Genomic DNA, 18,321 nt, shown 5'->3' with positions numbered 1-18,321 from the left:
TACTCCCGTCGAAGGCGGTCGGTCAGTGCCAGTGGTCCGATGGTCGGGAGATCTCTGTTGGCGATGGGCAGTTCGAGCAGTGCCGAGGGATTCCCGGCCGCGGTGTCCAGAATCCGCTCGCGGGTGTCGGCGGGCAGCCCGGGAAGCCGAGCGTTCAAAAGAGATCTCGAATTCTCTCTGCTCAGCGGTGTCAGCCAGGTCTCGGGGAAACCGTAGCCGTGGTCCTGTTCGCGGGCGAACACGAGCACTGCCGATCGATACGCGATCAGCCGTCGTGAGGCGAAGGCCAGGGCGTGAAGGGAGGGCGGATCCCACCAGTGCGCGTCATCGATCAGGCACAGCACCGGGCGTTCGGCAGTGAGCGTCGACCAGAACGTGAGCAACCCGAGACCTACTCGGTAGCTGTCGTCCGGCGGGAGCGGTCGATCGTGTGCTGTCGGTCGCGCCGTCGCGGGCGCCGGTTCCGGTAGGAATCCGCCCGTGTCCGGCATCGCCGCGAGCAGTTGGTGCAGTCCGCCGTAGCGAAGTCCCGCTTCCTGCTCGGTTCCGCGGCAGCGGAGGACGAGCCAGTCGCCGTCCACCAGTGTTGCCGCGTGTCCCAGTAGCGCGGTCTTGCCCTGGCCGGGTGCACCCGTGATCAGCAGTGCGCCACCGCGACCGGCTCGGCTGTTGCCGATGAGTGTCGCGATCTGTTCGATGACATCATCTCGACCGTGCAGCACGCGGCCGGTATTCCCTTTCTGCCGACTGATCGGCTGTCTCCCGGTTGCTACCGGGCGGGCCGTGCGATGACCTCGGCGCATTGCCGGACACGTGGGTCACCGATCGGTGAGTTGGGTCAGCAGGAACTCGCGGGCGGCCGAGGATGCCTGATCGAATCGGTCGCCGTACACGGCGAAGTGGCCCCCGCGAACGAGCGTGAGTTGTTTCGGCTCGAGGGCGTCGGCGTAGCTCTCCAGGGCGATATCGCTGGGCGTGAGGGTGTCCGCATCGGCGATCACCATCAGCAGGGGAGTGGGTGAAATGCGGCGTAGAAAAGCTTCCGGTGCGTAACACTGAAATTTGTCCACGCTGGACAAGGTGACCTCGTTGCGCCAGGTCGATACCTGTGGGCCGTGTGCCATCAGCCATTCGTAGACCTCGGCACCGGGCATCGCGACCAGTTCGGCCGGATCATCGGAAGCGGCCTTGATCGTCTGATGCGCCGCACCCGCGAACCGGGCCGCGCGGTCCGCGGCGATCGCCTCGCGCACAGCCGGAAGCATGATCGATGGTACGAGGCGGCCGAAGGTGGCCCAGCCGTTGGTCAGTGGAACCTGGGAGACCACCGCCCGGACGCGGCGGTCGGTCGCGGCGACGACGAGGACATGGGCGCCGGCATAGCTGGTTCCCCAGATGCCGATCCGATCACTGTCGATTCCGTCGAGCGACTGTGCGTAGGTCACCGCGTCGCGGTAGCCCTCGATCTGTGCGGTGGGGTCGACCTCGAAGCGCGGCTCGCCGTCGGAGGTGCCGAAACCGGGATGGTCGTAGACCAGGCAGGCGAGCCCGGCGGCGGTGAAGACCTCGGCGAACGGTGCGACCCATTCCTTGACGCCCGCGAAACCGTGGGTCATCACCACCAGCGGCACCGGGTCGGTGCCGGGGTCCGGCCTGTACAGCCATCCGCGCAGGGTGACTCCGCCACTGAGAAATTCCACGTCCTCGCGCATCGACAGAGCCTTTCATTACGTACCGAACCGTAATGAAAGTAGCCCGTGGTTATTGTGACGTCAACCATGACGCTGCCGTCGCCCCTATAGGCCCACCGTGTCGAGCGCGGATCGTACGGTGCGTTGGACGAGCTCTTCGTCGATCGGTCCCAGCTCGGGTATGAGTGCGCGCATGAGCATGGGGCCGGTGATCAGGTCGCACAGCCATTCGGGGTCGACTTCTGTGGTGACTTCACCTCGGGCGACCGCGCGTTCGAGGATGGTCGCTGTCGAGCGGCGGCGCGGCCGGAGGAATTGCTCCTGGAATCGGCGTGCGACTTCCGGTGTGCGGCCGAGTTCTTCCAATAGTCCGGGCACTGCCCGGCGCAGTACCGGGTCGTTGAAGAGCTCACGCTGGTGTTGCTGGATCGCGAAGAGTTCGGCTTCGATGCCGCCGAGATCCTCGGCGCCGGGTTGAAGTCCGTAGCGTGCGATGAGCATGGAGACCACGAGGTCGGCGCGGCTGGTGTAGCGGCGGTAGAGCGCGGGCCTACTGGTTCCGGCCGCATCGGCGACAGCCTGGAACGTGAGTGCGCCGTACCCGTGGTCGGCGATGAGCTGGGCGGCGGCTGCGAGCAGTGCCGTATCCACTCGGCTGTCGCGAGGGCGGCCGGTGCGGGACGCGGCGGAGATATCCGGCATCTGCTCACCGTACCGAGATCCGGGGCCGGAGCTGCGGCGACAGTCGGTGTCGGTCCAGGCCGCGACATGTACGCGGCCCTCGTCCGACAGCGCGGCCGGCCGGGTCGTCTTCGCCGGCGATGTTTGGACCTCCCGCTCATCGGGTACGCGCCGCCGAGGTCTACCTGTGGATCACCTCGGTGCCGGTGGCCATCTCGGTGAGACCGGGCGATCGCCCGGTCGAACAGCCGGCTGCGGCGAGCCCGAACATCGTGGCGACCAGAATCCATCCTGTCGTGGTCGTGCCGAGCGTGCCGAGTAGATAGCCCGCGATGATCGCGCCGAGCGCGACCGCCCCGTCGGTCACCATCGAGACGGTGCCGACCGCGCGGCCCAAGACCTCTTCCGGAATTCGCTCCACCCGGAAAAGTGTCAGGGCAACGTTCACCACCGCTCCCACGGCGCCGACGCCGAACCACGCCGCACCCAGGACCAACGGCTGGGAGCACACGGCGATCGGAACGAGCAATACCGTCCAGCACCACAGTGCCCAGCGATACAGCCGCTCCGGGCTGAATCGTGCGGCCAGCGCCGCGGCACCGGCAGATCCGATGATTCCGCCCACGCCGGCGGCCCCCAAGACGACTCCGACCGTCCAGATCGGTCGGCCGGAGCGTTCGATTTCCACGATGATCAGCAGGATGACGACCTGAATGACCATATTCGACAGTCCACTGATCACCGTCGAGCTGCGGAGAAACGGTTCCCCGAGAACAAGATTCATCCCGGTCCGCAGCGTCGCGGGCGCGGATTTCGCCGACTCGCCGGCGGTACGCCGGGCCGGGTCGAGCCGAATCGACCACAGGGTGCACAGGCAGACCAGATAGGTGACGGCATCCGCGACGAAAGGCAGCCATCGAGCGATTCCGTAGACCGTCGCCCCGGCTGCACGGCCGATGATCAGCGCGATGGGCTGTTCGGCCTCGAACAACGAGAACGCCGTCGGCCGCTGCGTGGTGTCCACGACATCCCGGATCATTGCCAGCTCGCTGATTCCGAAGAAAACGAAGGCAGTGCCCTCGACGAAGGCGGCGATCATCAGCAATGCGCCCGGCTGCGGTAGATCGAATGCCAGAATCAGGCACGCCGCGCCGGCCGCGGCGAGTCCGGCGGTCTGGCAGACGATCATGATCGTCCGTCGATCCCAGCTGTCCGCGGCGATTCCCGCCGGAATCTGGAAGATCAGGGCAGGTAGCGAGATGGCGAATCCGACCCAACCGGCGAGGGCAGCCGAACCGGTGATCGTCAGCGCGAGCAACGGGTAGGCGATTCGGACCCCGTGAAAACCGACGAGCGAGATCGCGTTACCGGACCACAGCAGTAGGAAGTTCCGGTTTCCCAGAATGCCGTGACGGCTCATCGCTCCACTACGGCATGGAGGTCGGCCTGTATCCGGGACTCGATATGCCTGATCAGCTTCTCGAGATCGGCGCAGTACACCGAGGGGTTGCGGAACCCGTGACCGGCCCGGTATCGATGGGCGTAATGTCCTGCGCCGCACACGTGGTGCAGCGGGCAGGCGCGGCAGCTCGCATCGAGCGCCTCGATGCCGATCTGGCGGGCGATCACCGCGGGTTCCCTCGTCGCCCGGTCGAGTGCGTTGCCGCCGGTACCGCCCTCGATTCTGGCAGCGCCCGCGAAAGCCGATTTCAGCGCATCGACCTGTTCCAGACTGCCGTCGGTCTCGATAACCGCGAGCTGTACCGGCGCGAGTCCCACCGACTCCGAGGCGCCGGTTCCGCCCAGCAGCAATTCGATGATCTCGTCGAAGAGCCGGATGCGGGTCTCCGCGACGGGAGCTCCATACCAGCGATCGAAGACGGTGATAAGCCAGTCGGCATATGGTGTCGACGTCCGGTCCGCGGTCCGAGCCGGTGGCGGGCTGGTCCAGTTGCCGTGCGGTAACAGTAGGTCGAGCGACGGTGGCCGGTGGCCGAGCAGCGCCTCGTAGGTATCGAGCGGATCGTTGTCGATATCGATCGTGCAGAGCAGTCCCGAGAACAGGTGCCTGTGCTCCGGTCCGGTCAGCAGCCTCAGCCCCGCGTCGACGTCGGCATGACTACCGGTACCCCGCCGGTACTTCCGGTGCCGGTCGTGTCCGCGCTCGTCGCCGTCGAGGCTCACACCGATCGCCACGCTGTTGCGGGTACAGATATCGAGGAATTCGGCATCGATCAGGACACCGTTGGTCTGCATGCCCAGGTGGACCCGGACGGTCGGTTCGAGGATCTCTCGGGCCCGGCGCGCGAAGTGCTCCAGCGCCACGTGGCCCACCAGCAGTGGCTCCCCGCCGTGGAACACCAGGCTCACTTCGGACAGGGCGAATCGCGCGGCGTGGTCCCGGATCATGCGGCACGCATAGTCGAAGATCGGTTCGGACATGTTCTTGGGCTGGTCTTTCCAGCTCTGATCCGACATCTCGTAGACGTAGCAGTAGTCGCAGGCCAAATTGCAGCGGCTGTGGATCTTCACGACGAACTCGGTGAACGGCAGGCGCGGCCGGCGGGACTCGCGTAGTTCGCGCGCGTGCCGCCCGCCGGACGGCCATTCTTCCACCGCCGAGTTCTGTGCGGGGTCCGTACTCGGTTTCATGGGCGCCCTCCCGATTCCGGAGTCCCGGCGCCCGGGACGGACGCCGGGACGAGTTGATGAGGGGGTCAGACGCCCGGCGCGATGAAGGAGCTGAAATTGCCGCGCTTGCGGTCGTCGGAGGATCCGATATGCGCCCGCAGAGCGGCAGGCACGGCCGACGACCCGCCCGACCGCTCGGCGAGCTCGGCGAGGCCGACTCCCGCGGTGGTGCCTGTAGGTACGGAGTGAGTGGGCATGACATGCCTTTCTGTCGATACAGCCGGAGCGGCCACGGTGACGGAAACGGTTCTGTTTCGTCCGTTGTGACGTCCGCGGATAACGCTACGGCGGTGTCGCAGACGGCGGTATCGGTCTGTCGCCCGGTCGCCGGGCCGGTCGTATCGGACGGTCGACCGGCCGGCCCTCGGACGTTCGGCGGATCTGCGTCGGCCTCGGTAACCCGTACCGCGGCCGGTCAGCGGTCGGCGTCGGTGTAGCGGATGATGCCGCGGATATTGCGCCCGGCGAGCATGTCCTGATAGCCGTCGTTGATGTCCTCGAGCCGGTACTGACGGGTGACCATATCGTCGAGGTTGAGTTTGCCCACCTGGTACATCGACAGCAGATGCGGAATGTCGTAGTGCGGGTTACCGCCGCCGAAGATGGTGCCCTGCAGGTTCTTCTGCAGCAGGGACAGCATCGACAGGTTCAGGGTGGTCTGGTTGTCGACCAGGTTGCCCATGGCGGTGAGCACACAGGTTCCGGCCTTCGCGGTGATACCCATCCAGCTGTCCACCTCCGAACCCTTCACCTCGCCCACGGTGACGATGACCTTCTTCGCCATACCGCCCCAGGTGATCTCCGCGCAGGCGGCCGTGGCCTCCTCGATGGTCGCGTAGGCGTGGGTGGCGCCGAATTTCAACGCCTGCTCCTGTTTCCACGGCACCGGGTCGACCGCGAAGATATAGCGGGCGCCGGCGTGGACCGCGCCCTGGATCGCGGCGATTCCCAGGCCGCCGATCCCGATCACGGCCACATCCTCACCGGGCCGGATATCGGCGGTGCGCACGGCCGAGCCGTAACCGGTGGTGACGCCGCAGCCCACCAGGCAGGCCACCTCGAACGGGATCGAGGGATCGATCTTCACCACCGAACTCTCGTGCACCACCATGTACGGGGAGAAGGTGCCCAGCAGGGCCATCGGGTAGACATCCTGGCCGCGGGCCGTGATCCGGAACGAGCCGTCGGTCACCGAGGTGCCCGCGAGCAGCAGCGCCCCGAGATCGCAGAGGTTACGCAGGCCCGCCTGGCACGATTTACATTTCCCGCAGGACGGGATGAACGACAGCACCACATGATCGCCGACCGCGAGATCCTCGACGGCCTCGCCGATCTCGGTGATGATCCCCGCGCCCTCGTGGCCGCCGAGTACCGGGAAGCCCATCATCGGAATACCGCCGGTCACCAGATGGTGGTCGGAGTGGCACATGCCCGCCGTCTCCAGCGCGACCTTCACCTCGTGCTTGCGAGGGTCGCCGATTTCGATCTCCTCGATCTGCCACGGCTGGTTGAATTCCCAGATGAGAGCGCCTTTGGTCTTCATCGGTGTACTCGCTTTCGTCAGAGCTCCCCGCGCCCGTGACACCGCCGGGCGGCGGTTTCCGATCGGAAATATACAGCTGTTCGGACATCCGTCCGGACGAGAATACGGCAGTCTCTCCGGTCTGGGGAGGGGAACCCGGGTGGGAGTCGCCGGCGCCCCGGCCGGGCGAGGTGCTGAGACAATGACCTACTATTCGTCTCAGGCTTTCAAGCTGTGGAGACGAGGAGGTCGGATCATGGGAGTTCCGAACACAGAACTGTCCGCCCCGGTGGGCGCGCCCATCGGAGCCGGGTCGCTCACCTGGAAATACGCCGGCGACTACCGGAACATGCTGTTCCTCGGCCGGACCGGGATCCTGCAGAACATGCACCCCGCCGTCGGGGCGGCGCTGCAGGACCACTCGAACTTCTTCCAGGACCCCTGGGACCGCCTGATCCGCTCGCTGCCGCAGATCCAGGGCATGATCTACGATGCCGACTCCGAGGCCCAGGCCGGACGGGTGCGTGACTATCACCGTCCGCTGAAGGGCACGGATTCCCGGGGCGAGCGCTATCACGCGCTGAACCCCGACGTGTACTGGTGGACCCACGCCACCTTCGTCGAGCTGACCATCGCCATCAACGAGCATTTCGGCACCCCGCTCACCGCGGCCGAGAAGGATCAGCTGATCGCCGAGGGTGTCACCTGGTGGCGAATGTACGGGCTCTCCGATCGTGTACTGGTCTCGAACTATGCCGAGTTCCGGCAGTACTGGGACCGCACCATCGACGAGGTGCTGGAGGCCAACCCGACCACCGATTTCGCGCTGCGGCTCGGCAGCGTCCGGATTCCGGCGATGCCCGGTATCCCCGAACCGGTGTGGTCGGTGATCTGGCGTCCGGTGATGGGGTTCAACGTCTGGCTGGCCAACGCGCTGATGCCCGAACGCGCCCGGGAGATCCTCGATCTGCGCTGGAACACCCTCGACCAGCGGCTGTTCGGCGTTTTCGCGGCGACGGTCCGCGGGGTCTGGCCGCTACTGCCGGAACGGCTGCGCTACGCGCCGCGCGCCTACGCCGGGATCAAACGGGTGCGGGGAGCCTGATCAGCCGGTCGCGTCCGGTGGGGTCACACGGTAGCCGCCCGGGGTGGCGGTGACCTCGGTGACCGGTCCGGTGGGTCGTCCGCACCGGCGATCACAACCCGACCAGTGCTGCCGTCCGTCGGCAACCACGTCTTCCGCCGGCACGATGACCTCTGCACCGGCGGCCGGCCCCTCCGTCCGGCCCGCTTCTACCGCGCCCGCCGCGTCCGCGCGGACATCGGTATGCGATTTGGCGCACCCCGGCAGGCCCGCGCACGCGGTGACCCGCAACCACGGCGAGGCCGCGTCGAAGATCAGGCCCATCGGCGCCAGCACCCGGACGACCTGCTCGGCCGGCCACTCCTCGAGGTCGGCGACGATCAGGCTGCGCCACGGGGTGAGCAGCACCGGCCGTTCCACGGCGGCCAGGAATTCCGCGGTGCGCGCGGGTAGTGATCCCAGCCGCACACCCGCGCCGAGCGCGACGAGACCGTCCCGCTGCGGCAGCCAGCCGATCGGCGGTTCGGCGGCGGCGAATTCGATCCGTTCGGCGCCGGGAGTCAGGCCCAGATGAGCGGCCACCCGTGCGGCGCCGTCCTCCACCTCGTGCAGCCGCCAGCGATCGGTGCCGAGTGCCAGGAAACCGTGCGCCGCCGCGATCAGGACATCGACGGCGTCGGCGGTGGAAACGCGGATCCCGCTGTCGCTTCCGGCGAGCAGCAGGGCGAACCGGCCGGCGCCGCGCGCGTGCACGCCGATATCCGGGCGTAGCGCGCTCACATCCCCGCGTCCGTCGTCCACGGTGAACAGCACCCGGCCCGGGAGCTCGGCCAGCCGCGGCGAATCCAACAGCCGGGCGTCCAGCTCGGGAACCAGCGCCCGGATATCGGCGTACTCACCGACACGACCCGACAGCGGCGAGGCGATGATATTGCGGACCCGCTCATGGGTCCGGCTCGGCAGCAGGCCGGCCGCGTCCAGGCGATCGGCGAGGGCTCCGGCATCGCGCACCCCCCGCAACTGCACATTGCCCCGCGAGGTCAGTTCGATATGCCCGTCGCCCAGGTCGTGCGCGGATTCCGCGAGGCTCTGCAACTGCGCCGGGGTCAGCTGCCCGCCCGGAACCCGGATCCGCGCCAGCGGTCCGTCGGCGGCCTGGTGCAGCCGCAGGACACCGGGGCAGGAATCGGCATTCGTACGTGGCATATCCCGCCCAGGATACGGGCCGCCGCATCCCGCCCTACCGGCACAGGTCGCGTTCGATGAGTGAACGTGCAGGCGTCGCCGGTCCGCGGTTGCTCGTCGTCGCCGCTGTCTCCGCGGAACGCCCGGGCGAAGGCGGCCCTGATGCGCCCGACCGCTGCGCGACGGATCGCGCTGTGCTGTGATGTCCGTGGGAGGATGACCGTGCAGACAAGAACAAGCAGCGTGATCCGCTCGTCCGCACCCGCCGTGGCCGCGGATATCCGCACCCCGGCGTCCCGAGTCGCGGCCATGATCGCCGAACGGGTCCGATGAGCACTCGGCGGTACCGGGTCCCGGTAGCCCGGATCGGGCGTGTGCTGGCCGCTGTCGTCGCGACAGCTGTGGCCGTGTTCTGGTTACGATGCGTTTTCATCGTGATCCGTTCGCGGTTCTCCACCGGCTTCGCCACCGATCCGCATGGCTACGAGTTGATCGCCGGGACCCTCATGTCCGTACCGTCGGCGGCGGTGGTCACCCTGTGTGCGCCCTTCGCCTTCCCGCCGCACCTGCGGCCCCGGGTCTTCCGGATCATCACGCCGATCCTGCTCGTTACCACCGGACTGGTCTACGTCCTCTTCTTCACGGCGTAGCCATCCGATCGTTTCCCCCACCGGGCCACGGCCCGGTGGGGGCGTCGCGGTAGCATCCGAACGCTCGGCGGGTGACGAGGAAACCGGTGGGATTCCGGTGCGGTCGCGCCACTGATACAGCCAGACCCTCTCCGGCGAGCACCTCGAACCCCGACGGGCGCGTCACCCCAGGAAGGTCACCTAGTGATTCTGCTGCTGTCCACCTCCGATACCGATCTGCTGAGCGCCCGCGCCAGCGGCGCCGACTACCGGTGGGGTAACCCGGCCCGGCTGCTGGTGGAGGATCTGCCGGGGCTGCTCGACGGCGCCGACCTGGTGGTCGTGCGCATCCTCGGCGGTAAACGGGCCTGGGAGGACGGGCTCGAGGTGCTGCGCGACAGCGGTGTCCCGGTGATCGCGGTCGGTGGGGAGATGGCGCCCGACGCCGAACTGATGGAACAGTCGACCGTGCCGGTCGGTGTCGCCGCGGACGCGCACAACTATCTCGCGGCCGGAGGCCCGCCGAACCTGCTCCAGCTGCACCACTTCCTGTCCGATACGGTCCTGCTCACCGGGCACGGGTTCGAACCGCCGGTACAGTTGCCCGCCTGGGGCGCGTTGGAGCGCGCCGCCCGCTATCCGGAGCCGGTCGCGGGGGTACCGACCGTCGGCGTCGTGTACTACCGGGCCCAACATCTGGCCGGTAACACCGGCTACATCGACGCGCTGTGCACCGCGATCGAGAATTCCGGCGCACGGCCGTTGCCGGTCTACTGCGCCTCGCTGCGCACCGCCGAACCCGAACTGCTCGACACGCTGCGCAAGGCCGATGCCCTGGTGGTGACGGTGCTGGCGGCGGGCGGCACCAAACCCGCCACCGCTTCCGCCGGTGGTGACGACGAGGCCTGGGATATCGGTGCCCTGGCCGACCTCGATGTGCCCATCCTGCAGGGGTTGTGCCTGACCGGCGGCCGGCGGCAGTGGGAGGACAACGACGACGGGCTCTCCCCGCTGGATGTGGCGACCCAGGTCGCGGTACCGGAATTCGACGGCCGCATCATCACCGTGCCGTTCTCGTTCAAGGAATTCGACGCCGACGGACTGTCCACGTATGTCCCGGACGCCGAACGCGCCGCCCGGGTCGCGGGGATCGCGGTCCGGCACGCGCGGCTGCGTCATATTCCGGCCGCCGAGAAGCGGCTGGCGCTCATGCTGTCGGCCTATCCGACCAAACACGCCCGCATCGGTAACGCCGTCGGCCTCGACACCCCCGCCAGCGCGATCGCACTGCTCACCGAATTACGTGCCGCGGGTTACGACCTCGGCACGGCCGGGGAGATCCCGGGTCTGGAGGAGCGCGACGGCGACGCGCTGATGCACGCCCTGATCGCCGCGGGCGGCCAGGATCCCGACTGGTTGAGCGCCGAACAGCTCGAGGGCAACCCCATCCGGATCGGCGCCGCCACCTACACCGCCTGGTTCGAGACCCTGCCCGGCGAGTTGCGAGAGGCCGTGGTCGAGGCGTGGGGCCCGCCCCCCGGCGAACTGTACGTCGACCGTTCCGCCGATCCGCGCGGTGAAATCGTGATCGCCGCACTGCGTTTCGGCAATGTGGTGCTGATGGTGCAGCCGCCGCGCGGGTTCGGGGAGAATCCCGTCGCCATCTATCACGACCCCGACCTACCGCCCAGCCACCACTATCTCGCCGCCTACCGCTGGCTCGCCGCCGATACCGGCTCCGGCGGTTTCGGCGCCGACGCTGTGGTGCATCTCGGTAAGCACGGCAATCTGGAATGGCTGCCCGGTAAGACGCTGGGCATGTCCGCCGCCTGCGGTACCGATGCCGCGCTCGGCGATCTACCGCTGATCTACCCGTTCCTGGTCAACGATCCCGGCGAGGGCACGCAGGCCAAACGTCGCGCGCACGCCACCCTGGTCGATCATCTGATCCCGCCGATGGCCCGCGCGGAGAGCTACGGCGATATCTCCCGGCTCGAACAGCTGCTGGACGAGCACGCCAATATCTCCGCACTCGACCCGGCCAAACTGCCCGCCATCCGGCAGCAGATCTGGACGCTCATGCGCGCGGCGAAGATGGACCACGACCTCGGGCTCGCCGAACGCCCGGACGAGGAATCCTTCGACGATATGCTCCTGCACGTCGACGGCTGGCTGTGTGAGATCAAGGATGTGCAGATCCGCGACGGCCTGCATATTCTCGGGCAGGCGCCGGTAGGTGAGGGCGAAGTCGATCTGGTGCTGGCGATGCTGCGCGCCCGGCAGCTGTGGGGTGGCGAACAGTCGGTCCCCGGGCTGCGGGAGGCCCTCGGGCTCAGCGAGGCCGGTGGGGAAGCACGCGAGCGGGTCGACACGATCGAGGCGCGGGCGCGGGAACTGCTGGCGGGTCTGCAGGCCGCGGAATGGTCGGCGGACGCGGTGGACGATCTGGTCGCCGGGGCGGCGCCGCGACTGTTCGGTGACGCGGGCGGCGACCGGGACGCGGTGACCGCGATCCTGCGGTTCGCCGCCACCGAGGTGGTACCGCGGTTACGCGGTACCTCGATCGAGATCGAGCGGGTACTGCATGCCCTGAACGGCGGGTTCGTGCCGGCCGGCCCCAGCGGCTCGCCGCTGCGCGGCCTGATCAACGTGCTGCCCACCGGCCGTAACTTCTACTCGGTGGACCCCAAGGCGGTGCCGTCCCGACTGGCCTGGGAAACCGGCCGGGCCATGGCGGATTCGCTGCTGGAACGCTACCTGGCCGATCACGGCGAATACCCGCGCTCGGTGGGCCTGTCGGTCTGGGGGACCTCCGCGATGCGCACCTCCGGTGACGATATCGCCGAGGTACTGGCCTTGCTCGGGGTGCGCCCGGTCTGGGACGAGGCCAGCCGCCGCGTCACCACGCTCGAGGTCGTCGATCTCGCCGAACTCGGCCGCCCGCGTATCGACGTCACCGTCCGCATCAGCGGCTTCTTCCGGGATGCCTTCCCCCATGTGCTGGCCCTGCTCGACGACGCGGTTCGCCTGGTCGCCGCCCTCGACGAACCGGCCGAGCAGAACTACGTCCGCGCCCATACGGCCGCCGATCTCGCCGAGCACGGTGACGACCGCCGCGCCACCACCCGGATCTTCGGCTCCAAACCCGGAACCTACGGCGCGGGCCTGCTACAGCTCATCGATTCCAAGAGCTGGCGCACCGATGACGATCTCGCCGACGTGTACACCACCTGGGGTGGTTACGCCTACGGCCGCGACCTCGACGGTGCCCCCGCCGCCGACGATATGCGCACCGCCTACCGCCGGATCGCGGTGGCGGCGAAGAACACCGACACCCGCGAGCACGATATCGCCGACTCCGACGACTATTTCCAGTACCACGGCGGCATGGTCGCCACGGTGCGGGCGCTGACCGGCAAGAACCCCGAGGCCTATATCGGTGACAGCACCCGCCCCGATTCGGTGCGCACCCGCACCCTGTCCGAGGAGACCACCCGGGTGTTCCGGGCCCGGGTGGTGAATCCGCGCTGGCTCGAGGCCATGCGCCGGCACGGCTACAAGGGCGCCTTCGAGATGGCGGCCACGGTCGACTACCTGTTCGGCTACGACGCCACCACCGACGTGGTCGCCGATTGGATGTACGAGAAACTGGCGGAGAGCTACGTCTTCGACGAGACGAACCGCAAGTTCATGGAGCAGTCCAACCCGTGGGCACTGCACGGGATCGCCGAGCGCCTGCTCGAGGCCGCCGAACGCAAGATGTGGGCGGACCCGGACACCGAAACGCTGGACCGGCTGCGGCAGATCTACCTGGAAACCGAGGGCGAGCTGGAATGAACGGGCCGGGGCCGGCGCATCGTGCCGGCCCCACCCGGTCGCTATCCGACCCGCCAGGCCCCCTGTACGACATCATCGGCCGTGGCGAATACGACCTCCTTCGGGACCTGTCCCGGGTTCACCCCGAACGCCACCAGTCCGCTGCGCGGCTGTCCCTGCGCGATGAATCCGGACGGATACTCACCGGCCACACCGGTCAACGGGTACACCTTCGCCCCGTCCTGCATGATCATGCGCATATCGAGCGTCGGCAGGAAGTACGGCCGGCCGGCCGTCTGCTCGGCGGCCACTTCGTAGACCAGCACCGATTGACCGTCGGCACGCGCGGACACCGCGGCGTCGGAGGGCTGTACGGTCACCGCCATATCACCGCCGGTGCGGACATCGAAGGTGCTGCCGAGCGGACCGGACGCCACCGCTTCGTCCATTGCCGCGGCCGGCGGGACCGGCGCGATGGGGGTGGGCTCGGCGAGAGCCGGGGACGCGAAGACGATCGGCAGAAGCACTGCCGCGGCGGCAACAACAGTTTTCTTCATCGGTGGATCCTTCGGGGTCTGCACCCGCCGGACGCATACACGTCCAGGCCGGTCGAGTCGATTCGGTGTCCGCGATGACACCCGTCCGGTCGGCCGGTAACGCTCGCGTCGCGCGCGGTGTCACCCGGCCCTCCGCGACTCTAGGGCGTATATGCCGGATCGCCACAGTCGCGAGATCCTTCTTACCGAACATGTGATGTTCGATCTTGTCGTGACCGTACCGTAACCGTCTGCGCCCGCCGCCGGTCTATGCGGAATCCATTTCCGCGAACAGCGCGCGAGCGGCCTCGATCCGGCGGGTCAGCACCGCCGGATCGGCCGCCGACCCGGAGAGGATGGCATCCATCCCGCGCAACCCCGTCCGTTCCAGCAGGCGTTTCTCGTTGGTCACCCATTCGCCGCGCGCCGCCAGGATCGCGTGCGCGGTCTGCATGGCCGCCGTCGCCAGGAGTCCGGCGGTCTCGGTGACCTTGCCCCGCGCGGCATAGGCCGACTGCGCGTAGTGCAGCGACAGTTCCGCCTGCCGCCGCCAGACCGGCGGCGCCGCGGTCCGCATGGCCTCGGGAAACCTGGGCTCCGGCAGCGATCCGCGCAGCACCCGGGCCGTGGCGATCTCACCGACCACCAGGTAACTCGGGATGCCCGCGAGATGGAAGGCCAGCGGTTCCCAGCGGAATCGTCCGGCCTCGGCCTCCGTGATCTCGTGCTCGATCACCGCGAGATCGCGGAAGTGGACGTCGACCGGGCGGCCGTCCACCGTCAGCCACGCCCCACCGTTGAACACCCCACCCCAGGCCCCCAGCTCGGAGACCTCACCGGGCCAGCCGAGCGCGCGCAGATCGGCCGGGTCGAACCGGTCGCGGTAGTAGAGGGCGAAATCCCAGTCGCTGTCGGGGCGGTGGGTGCCCTGGGCACGGGAGCCGCCGAGGGTTACCGCCCGGACGCCGGGGAGTCCGGCCAGCCGGTCGGCGATATGGTCCAGGAACTCGTCGTCGGTCACAACTCCCTTTCGTGTCGCCGTGTTCGTGCGATCACCGGCGCCCGGCCACGGTCGCGTGGGTTCCCGGGGATGTTTCGCGCAGGCGGGCCTGCAGGCCGTCCAGGACGCACCCGAGTCCGAAATCGAAAACCCGTGTACTGCCCGCCCCGGCGCCGGTGGGTATCAGCTCGCGGTAACCGGCGCGTATCTCGGGATAGTCCTCGCTCACCCGCTCCAGGAGCCGGATCGCCGCTTCGCGATCCACCGGCCCGCCGTGGGCCTGTTCCATCGCTATCACCGGAACCACCTGCCCCACAACGAAATTCGTCACCGTGGTCCCGGCGAGGTGGGCATCCGGATCCCGGAATCCCGCCGCCGCGAATGCCTGTCGTAACCGGTCACGAACCCGGAACGCCTGCGGCCCGATACTGGGGAAGCGGCCCACGAGGGTCGCCGACCAGGGATGGGCCAGCAGGACAGCGCGGAGGTCGTGGGCGTAGGTGGTGAGCAGATCTCGCAACTCCACCTCGTGCTCGGGTCCGGTGCGGCTCACCTGCCCCCAGACCTCGTCCAGCGCGAGTTCCAGTAGTTCGTTCTTGTTCGCCACATGCCAGTAGAGGCTGGTGGCGCCCGCGCCGAGTTCCGCGCCGAGTCTGCGCATACTCAGGGCGTCCAGACCTTCCTTGTCCAGCAGCGTGACCGCGGCCCGGACGATCTGGTCGCGGCTCAATCCCGTGGGTCTGGGCCGACGGGGTGCGCGGGTCCAGACGGAGTCGAACTGGTTGGGCACCCGTTGATCCTAACGCACACTCGCACACTGTTCGATTCGGTCGTACAGTGTGCGAGTGATGTCGAATGCCGGACGCGACCCGCGCAGGTGGCCGATTCTGGGCGCCCTGTGCCTCGCACTGCTCGTACCGATGATCGACAGCACCGCCCTCACCATCGCCGTCCCGTCACTGATCCGCGAACTGGATGCCACGCCCTCCGATATCCAGTGGATTCTCGACTCCTATGTGCTGGTCTTCGCCGGACTACTGCTCACCGCGGGCAGCCTGTCGGACCGCTTCGGGCGGCGGCGCATGCTGATTCTCGGCCTGCTCGTGCTCGCCTCGGGCTCCATCACCGCGGTATCGGCCGATCAACCCTGGCAGCTCATCGGGTCTCGCATCATCATGGGTATCGGCGGCGCGCTGCTGATGCCGTCGACGCTGTCCATCCTGATGACGACCTTCGACGAGACCGAGCGCCGGATGGCCCTCGCGGTCTGGTCGGCCGTGTCGATCCTGGGTATCGTGGCCGGTCCGGTGCTCGGCGGGCTGCTGCTGGAGCATTTCTGGTGGGGTTCGGTGTTCCTGATCAATATCCCGGTGGTCGGGCTGGCCATCACCGCCGCCGTGCTGCTGATGCCGGAGACCGCGGGCGAGCGGCGTCCGATCGACGGTGTGGGTGTGGTGTTGTCGATCGTGGCCCTCACCTCGGCGGTGTATCTGATCATCGAACGGGTGTGGAACCCGCTCGTGGTCGGTCTCGCGGCGGTCACGGCGGTCGCTTTCGTGCGGTGGGAGCGGCGTCACGACAATCCGATGCTGCCGCTGCACCTGTTCGCGAATCGCGGATTCACCGGAACCTGCGTCACGGTGCTGCTGATGGTGTTCGGTATGGGCGCGGTGACACTGATGCTGACTCAATATCTGCAGTTCGTGCTCGGATTCGGGCCGATGCGAGCGGGTTTCGCGCTGCTGCCCTATGCCCTGGCCGGTGCGTTGTGCAACGGTCTCGGCGCGACGCTGGGCCGCGACCTCACGAACGCCACCCTGATGGTGGCCGGATTGTCGGTGATGGCGGCCGGGTTCGCCGTGCTGGCCGTCGGTACCGGGTATCCGTGGGTGCTGGCGGGCATGCTGATCACCGGGATGGGCGGGGGACTCGCGGGGCCCGCGGGTTATGCCGCCGTGCTGAACGCCGTCCCCTTACGGCATGCCGGGGTGGGCGCCGCGCTGAACGACACCCTGCAGCAGGTGGGGGTGGCGCTGAGTATCGCGATGCTCGGCAGTGTACTGGCCGAGGTGTTCACCTCCCGGATGCCCGCCGCCGCGCCCTCGGCCGCCCGCGAATCCATCGGTGCCGCCTTCGAACTGGGTCACACCGCGGACGCCACGACGGCGTTCGCGGCAGCGGTGTCGACGGGGGCGTGGGTGAGCGTGGGGTTCTGTGTGGCGGGCGCGCTCGCCGGTCTCCTGCTGCTACGGCCCCGGCGGGCGGCGGCTTCCGGGCCCCCGGACGTCCCGGCGGAGGTGGGTCCGGCGGATGTGGGCCCGGCCGCCGGGGTCGCGCTCATCGGTACCGCCGATACCGCTACGGTGCACGCGATGCGCGGTCTCAGCCGCGGTAGACCTCGACAAAAGCGTTCGTGGCCACCGCGACGACGCCGGGCCCCATCCCCGTGCAACCCGTGCTGATCCGCTGCCCGGCCGGGGTGAACGGGTAGCTGAGCGCGTAATACGGCCCGACCGCGTACAGCGGGAACGGCCCGCTGGCATAGAGCCCCACGCAGTCGACGTGCAGTACGTAGTTGGTCCCGCCGTCCGGCCCGCACGTCGCCGACGCGCCGAAGAGATCCCGCTGGACCACACAATCCTGCGGCGCCGCCTGTGCGGTGCCGGCGCCCACGACCGCGGCGAAGGCCAGACCGGTGACCCCGGCGGCCGCGACGCGTGCGGCGGTGACAATCGTTTTCCTCATCGGCACTCCTCCTATGTCACCGTGGTCGTCGGTGGCGGACCGGAGTTCGTTACTGCTCCCGCGCGAGCCCGGCGAGTGGGGTGGACGCCGCCGGGCGCGCCGGTGTTTCGTGACGAATGTCGTCCGGGCGCCTACCGTGAATCCATGAGCTGGGACGAGATGGTGCAGGCCAAGTATGTTCTGCTGACCACCTACAAGAAGGACGGTTCACCCGTCGGTACCCCGGTCTGGGCGGCGCCGGACGGCGACCGGCTGCTGGTGTGGACCAACCCGACCTCCTGGAAGGTGAAGCGGATCCACCGGAATCCGGAGGTGACGCTGCAGATCTCGGACAGCAGGGGCCGTCCGGAGGGTGGAGAGATCCTCACCGGCGCCGCCGAGATCCTCGATGCCGCCGGAACCGAACGCGCCCGGCAGGTCGTCGGCCGCAAATACGGCATCGTCGGCACGATTGCCATCCGGGGGCACAAGCTGTTCCGCGGCGCGGGCGGATCGGTGGGGATCGCGATCACCGAACGGCCCGCCGCGTCGGGCTGAGCGCTCGGCACTCAGCCGAGGCCGTCGTCCACCGCCTCGGCCAGGCGGGCGCTTTCGGCCCGGTCGTCGGGTCCGGTGACGAGCGGGACACGCTTACCGCCGCGATAGGCGTCGCGGCCGGGTACGGGGTCGTCGACGAGGGCGATGATCGGGCGCACGGCCGCCTCGGGGCGTTGCCCGGCGAGCCGGCCGAAGACCGCGGCG

Annotated in this window: 19 protein-coding genes; 6 read left to right on the top strand and 13 right to left on the bottom strand. The window is 68.4% G+C overall.

Annotated elements, in window-relative coordinates; all coding sequences use genetic code 11:
- From ACWDU1_RS14005 to ACWDU1_RS13975, 7 genes are all read right to left on the bottom strand, one after another.
- Window positions 1-722, bottom strand: a 722-nt coding sequence (locus ACWDU1_RS14005) for an AAA family ATPase (RefSeq protein WP_449998563.1), incomplete at its 3' end; no start/stop codon positions are given.
- 96 nt (window positions 723-818) lie between these two features.
- Window positions 819-1,712 carry an alpha/beta hydrolase gene (locus tag ACWDU1_RS14000; RefSeq protein ID WP_449998561.1) on the bottom strand — a complete coding sequence of 298 codons (894 nt, stop codon included), beginning with the start codon at window positions 1,710-1,712 and terminating at the stop codon, window positions 819-821.
- A gap of 84 nt (window positions 1,713-1,796) precedes the next feature.
- Complete coding sequence (locus ACWDU1_RS13995) at window positions 1,797-2,393, bottom strand: TetR/AcrR family transcriptional regulator (RefSeq protein ID WP_449998559.1); 597 nt, start codon at window positions 2,391-2,393, stop codon at window positions 1,797-1,799.
- Between the two features lie 160 nt (window positions 2,394-2,553).
- A complete protein-coding gene (locus ACWDU1_RS13990) occupies window positions 2,554-3,792 on the bottom strand; it encodes an MFS transporter (RefSeq protein ID WP_449998557.1) in 1,239 nt (412 codons plus the stop codon).
- Entirely contained in the window at window positions 3,789-5,024 is a 1,236-nt protein-coding gene (locus tag ACWDU1_RS13985; protein ID WP_449998555.1) for an FxsB family cyclophane-forming radical SAM/SPASM peptide maturase, read from the bottom strand. The genes ACWDU1_RS13990 and ACWDU1_RS13985 overlap by 4 nt, the downstream gene beginning before the upstream one ends.
- Before the next feature lie 65 nt (window positions 5,025-5,089).
- Window positions 5,090-5,260 carry a hypothetical protein gene (locus tag ACWDU1_RS13980; protein ID WP_449998554.1) on the bottom strand — a complete coding sequence of 57 codons (171 nt, stop codon included), beginning with the start codon at window positions 5,258-5,260 and terminating at the stop codon, window positions 5,090-5,092.
- 218 nt (window positions 5,261-5,478) lie between these two features.
- Window positions 5,479-6,606: an NDMA-dependent alcohol dehydrogenase gene (locus tag ACWDU1_RS13975; protein ID WP_449998552.1), complete on the bottom strand. Its 1,128-nt coding sequence runs from the start codon at window positions 6,604-6,606 to the stop codon at window positions 5,479-5,481.
- 235 nt (window positions 6,607-6,841) lie between these two features.
- On the opposite strand from ACWDU1_RS13975, the gene ACWDU1_RS13970 reads away from it, so the two are divergent.
- Window positions 6,842-7,690: an oxygenase MpaB family protein gene (locus ACWDU1_RS13970; protein WP_449998551.1), complete on the top strand. Its 849-nt coding sequence runs from the start codon at window positions 6,842-6,844 to the stop codon at window positions 7,688-7,690.
- Here the strand turns inward: ACWDU1_RS13970 and cobG are convergent, their stop codons facing one another.
- A complete protein-coding gene (cobG, locus tag ACWDU1_RS13965; protein ID WP_449998549.1) occupies window positions 7,691-8,875 on the bottom strand; it encodes a precorrin-3B synthase in 1,185 nt (394 codons plus the stop codon).
- A gap of 56 nt (window positions 8,876-8,931) precedes the next feature.
- On the opposite strand from cobG, the gene ACWDU1_RS13960 reads away from it, so the two are divergent.
- The 3 genes from ACWDU1_RS13960 (at window position 8,932) to cobN (ending at window position 13,320) form a co-directional block, all read left to right on the top strand.
- Window positions 8,932-9,057, top strand: coding sequence for a hypothetical protein (locus ACWDU1_RS13960; RefSeq protein ID WP_449998548.1), 126 nt, complete (start codon window positions 8,932-8,934; stop codon window positions 9,055-9,057).
- Between the two features lie 126 nt (window positions 9,058-9,183).
- Window positions 9,184-9,504 carry a hypothetical protein gene (locus ACWDU1_RS13955; RefSeq protein ID WP_449998546.1) on the top strand — a complete coding sequence of 107 codons (321 nt, stop codon included), beginning with the start codon at window positions 9,184-9,186 and terminating at the stop codon, window positions 9,502-9,504.
- Between the two features lie 183 nt (window positions 9,505-9,687).
- Window positions 9,688-13,320 (top strand): cobaltochelatase subunit CobN, encoded by a 3,633-nt coding sequence (gene cobN / locus ACWDU1_RS13950; protein WP_449998544.1) that lies wholly within the window; start codon window positions 9,688-9,690, stop codon window positions 13,318-13,320.
- A gap of 41 nt (window positions 13,321-13,361) precedes the next feature.
- Here the strand turns inward: cobN and ACWDU1_RS13945 are convergent, their stop codons facing one another.
- The 3 genes from ACWDU1_RS13945 to ACWDU1_RS13935 all read right to left on the bottom strand — a co-directional run bounded on the left by ACWDU1_RS13945 (window position 13,362) and on the right by ACWDU1_RS13935 (window position 15,625).
- Window positions 13,362-13,856, bottom strand: a complete 495-nt coding sequence (locus tag ACWDU1_RS13945) for a hypothetical protein (protein ID WP_449998542.1) — start codon at window positions 13,854-13,856, stop codon at window positions 13,362-13,364.
- A gap of 247 nt (window positions 13,857-14,103) precedes the next feature.
- Complete coding sequence (locus tag ACWDU1_RS13940; RefSeq protein WP_449998540.1) at window positions 14,104-14,856, bottom strand: nucleotidyltransferase domain-containing protein; 753 nt, start codon at window positions 14,854-14,856, stop codon at window positions 14,104-14,106.
- A 31-nt stretch (window positions 14,857-14,887) separates the two neighbouring features.
- Window positions 14,888-15,625 (bottom strand): TetR/AcrR family transcriptional regulator, encoded by a 738-nt coding sequence (locus ACWDU1_RS13935; RefSeq protein ID WP_449998538.1) that lies wholly within the window; start codon window positions 15,623-15,625, stop codon window positions 14,888-14,890.
- A 58-nt stretch (window positions 15,626-15,683) separates the two neighbouring features.
- Here ACWDU1_RS13935 and ACWDU1_RS13930 point away from each other — a divergent pair, with 58 nt between their 5' ends.
- Window positions 15,684-17,297 carry an MFS transporter gene (locus ACWDU1_RS13930; RefSeq protein ID WP_449998565.1) on the top strand — a complete coding sequence of 538 codons (1,614 nt, stop codon included), beginning with the start codon at window positions 15,684-15,686 and terminating at the stop codon, window positions 17,295-17,297.
- Here the strand turns inward: ACWDU1_RS13930 and ACWDU1_RS13925 are convergent.
- On the bottom strand, window positions 17,218-17,580 hold the full coding sequence (locus tag ACWDU1_RS13925; protein ID WP_449998536.1) for a hypothetical protein: 363 nt from the start codon (window positions 17,578-17,580) through the stop codon (window positions 17,218-17,220). The two genes, ACWDU1_RS13930 and ACWDU1_RS13925, sit on opposite strands and share 80 nt — an antisense overlap.
- 144 nt (window positions 17,581-17,724) lie before the next feature.
- Here ACWDU1_RS13925 and ACWDU1_RS13920 point away from each other — a divergent pair, with 144 nt between their 5' ends.
- Complete coding sequence (locus ACWDU1_RS13920) at window positions 17,725-18,117, top strand: PPOX class F420-dependent oxidoreductase (protein ID WP_449998535.1); 393 nt, start codon at window positions 17,725-17,727, stop codon at window positions 18,115-18,117.
- Between the two features lie 11 nt (window positions 18,118-18,128).
- Here the strand turns inward: ACWDU1_RS13920 and ACWDU1_RS13915 are convergent.
- On the bottom strand, window positions 18,129-18,321 hold a 193-nt coding region (locus ACWDU1_RS13915), incomplete at its 5' end, for a hypothetical protein (RefSeq protein ID WP_449998533.1).

The sequence above is a fragment of the Nocardia sp. NPDC003345 genome, from assembly GCF_053589395.1.
The sequence above is the reverse complement of the archived record's forward strand: the minus strand, read 5'-3'. Positions and strand labels throughout refer to the sequence as shown.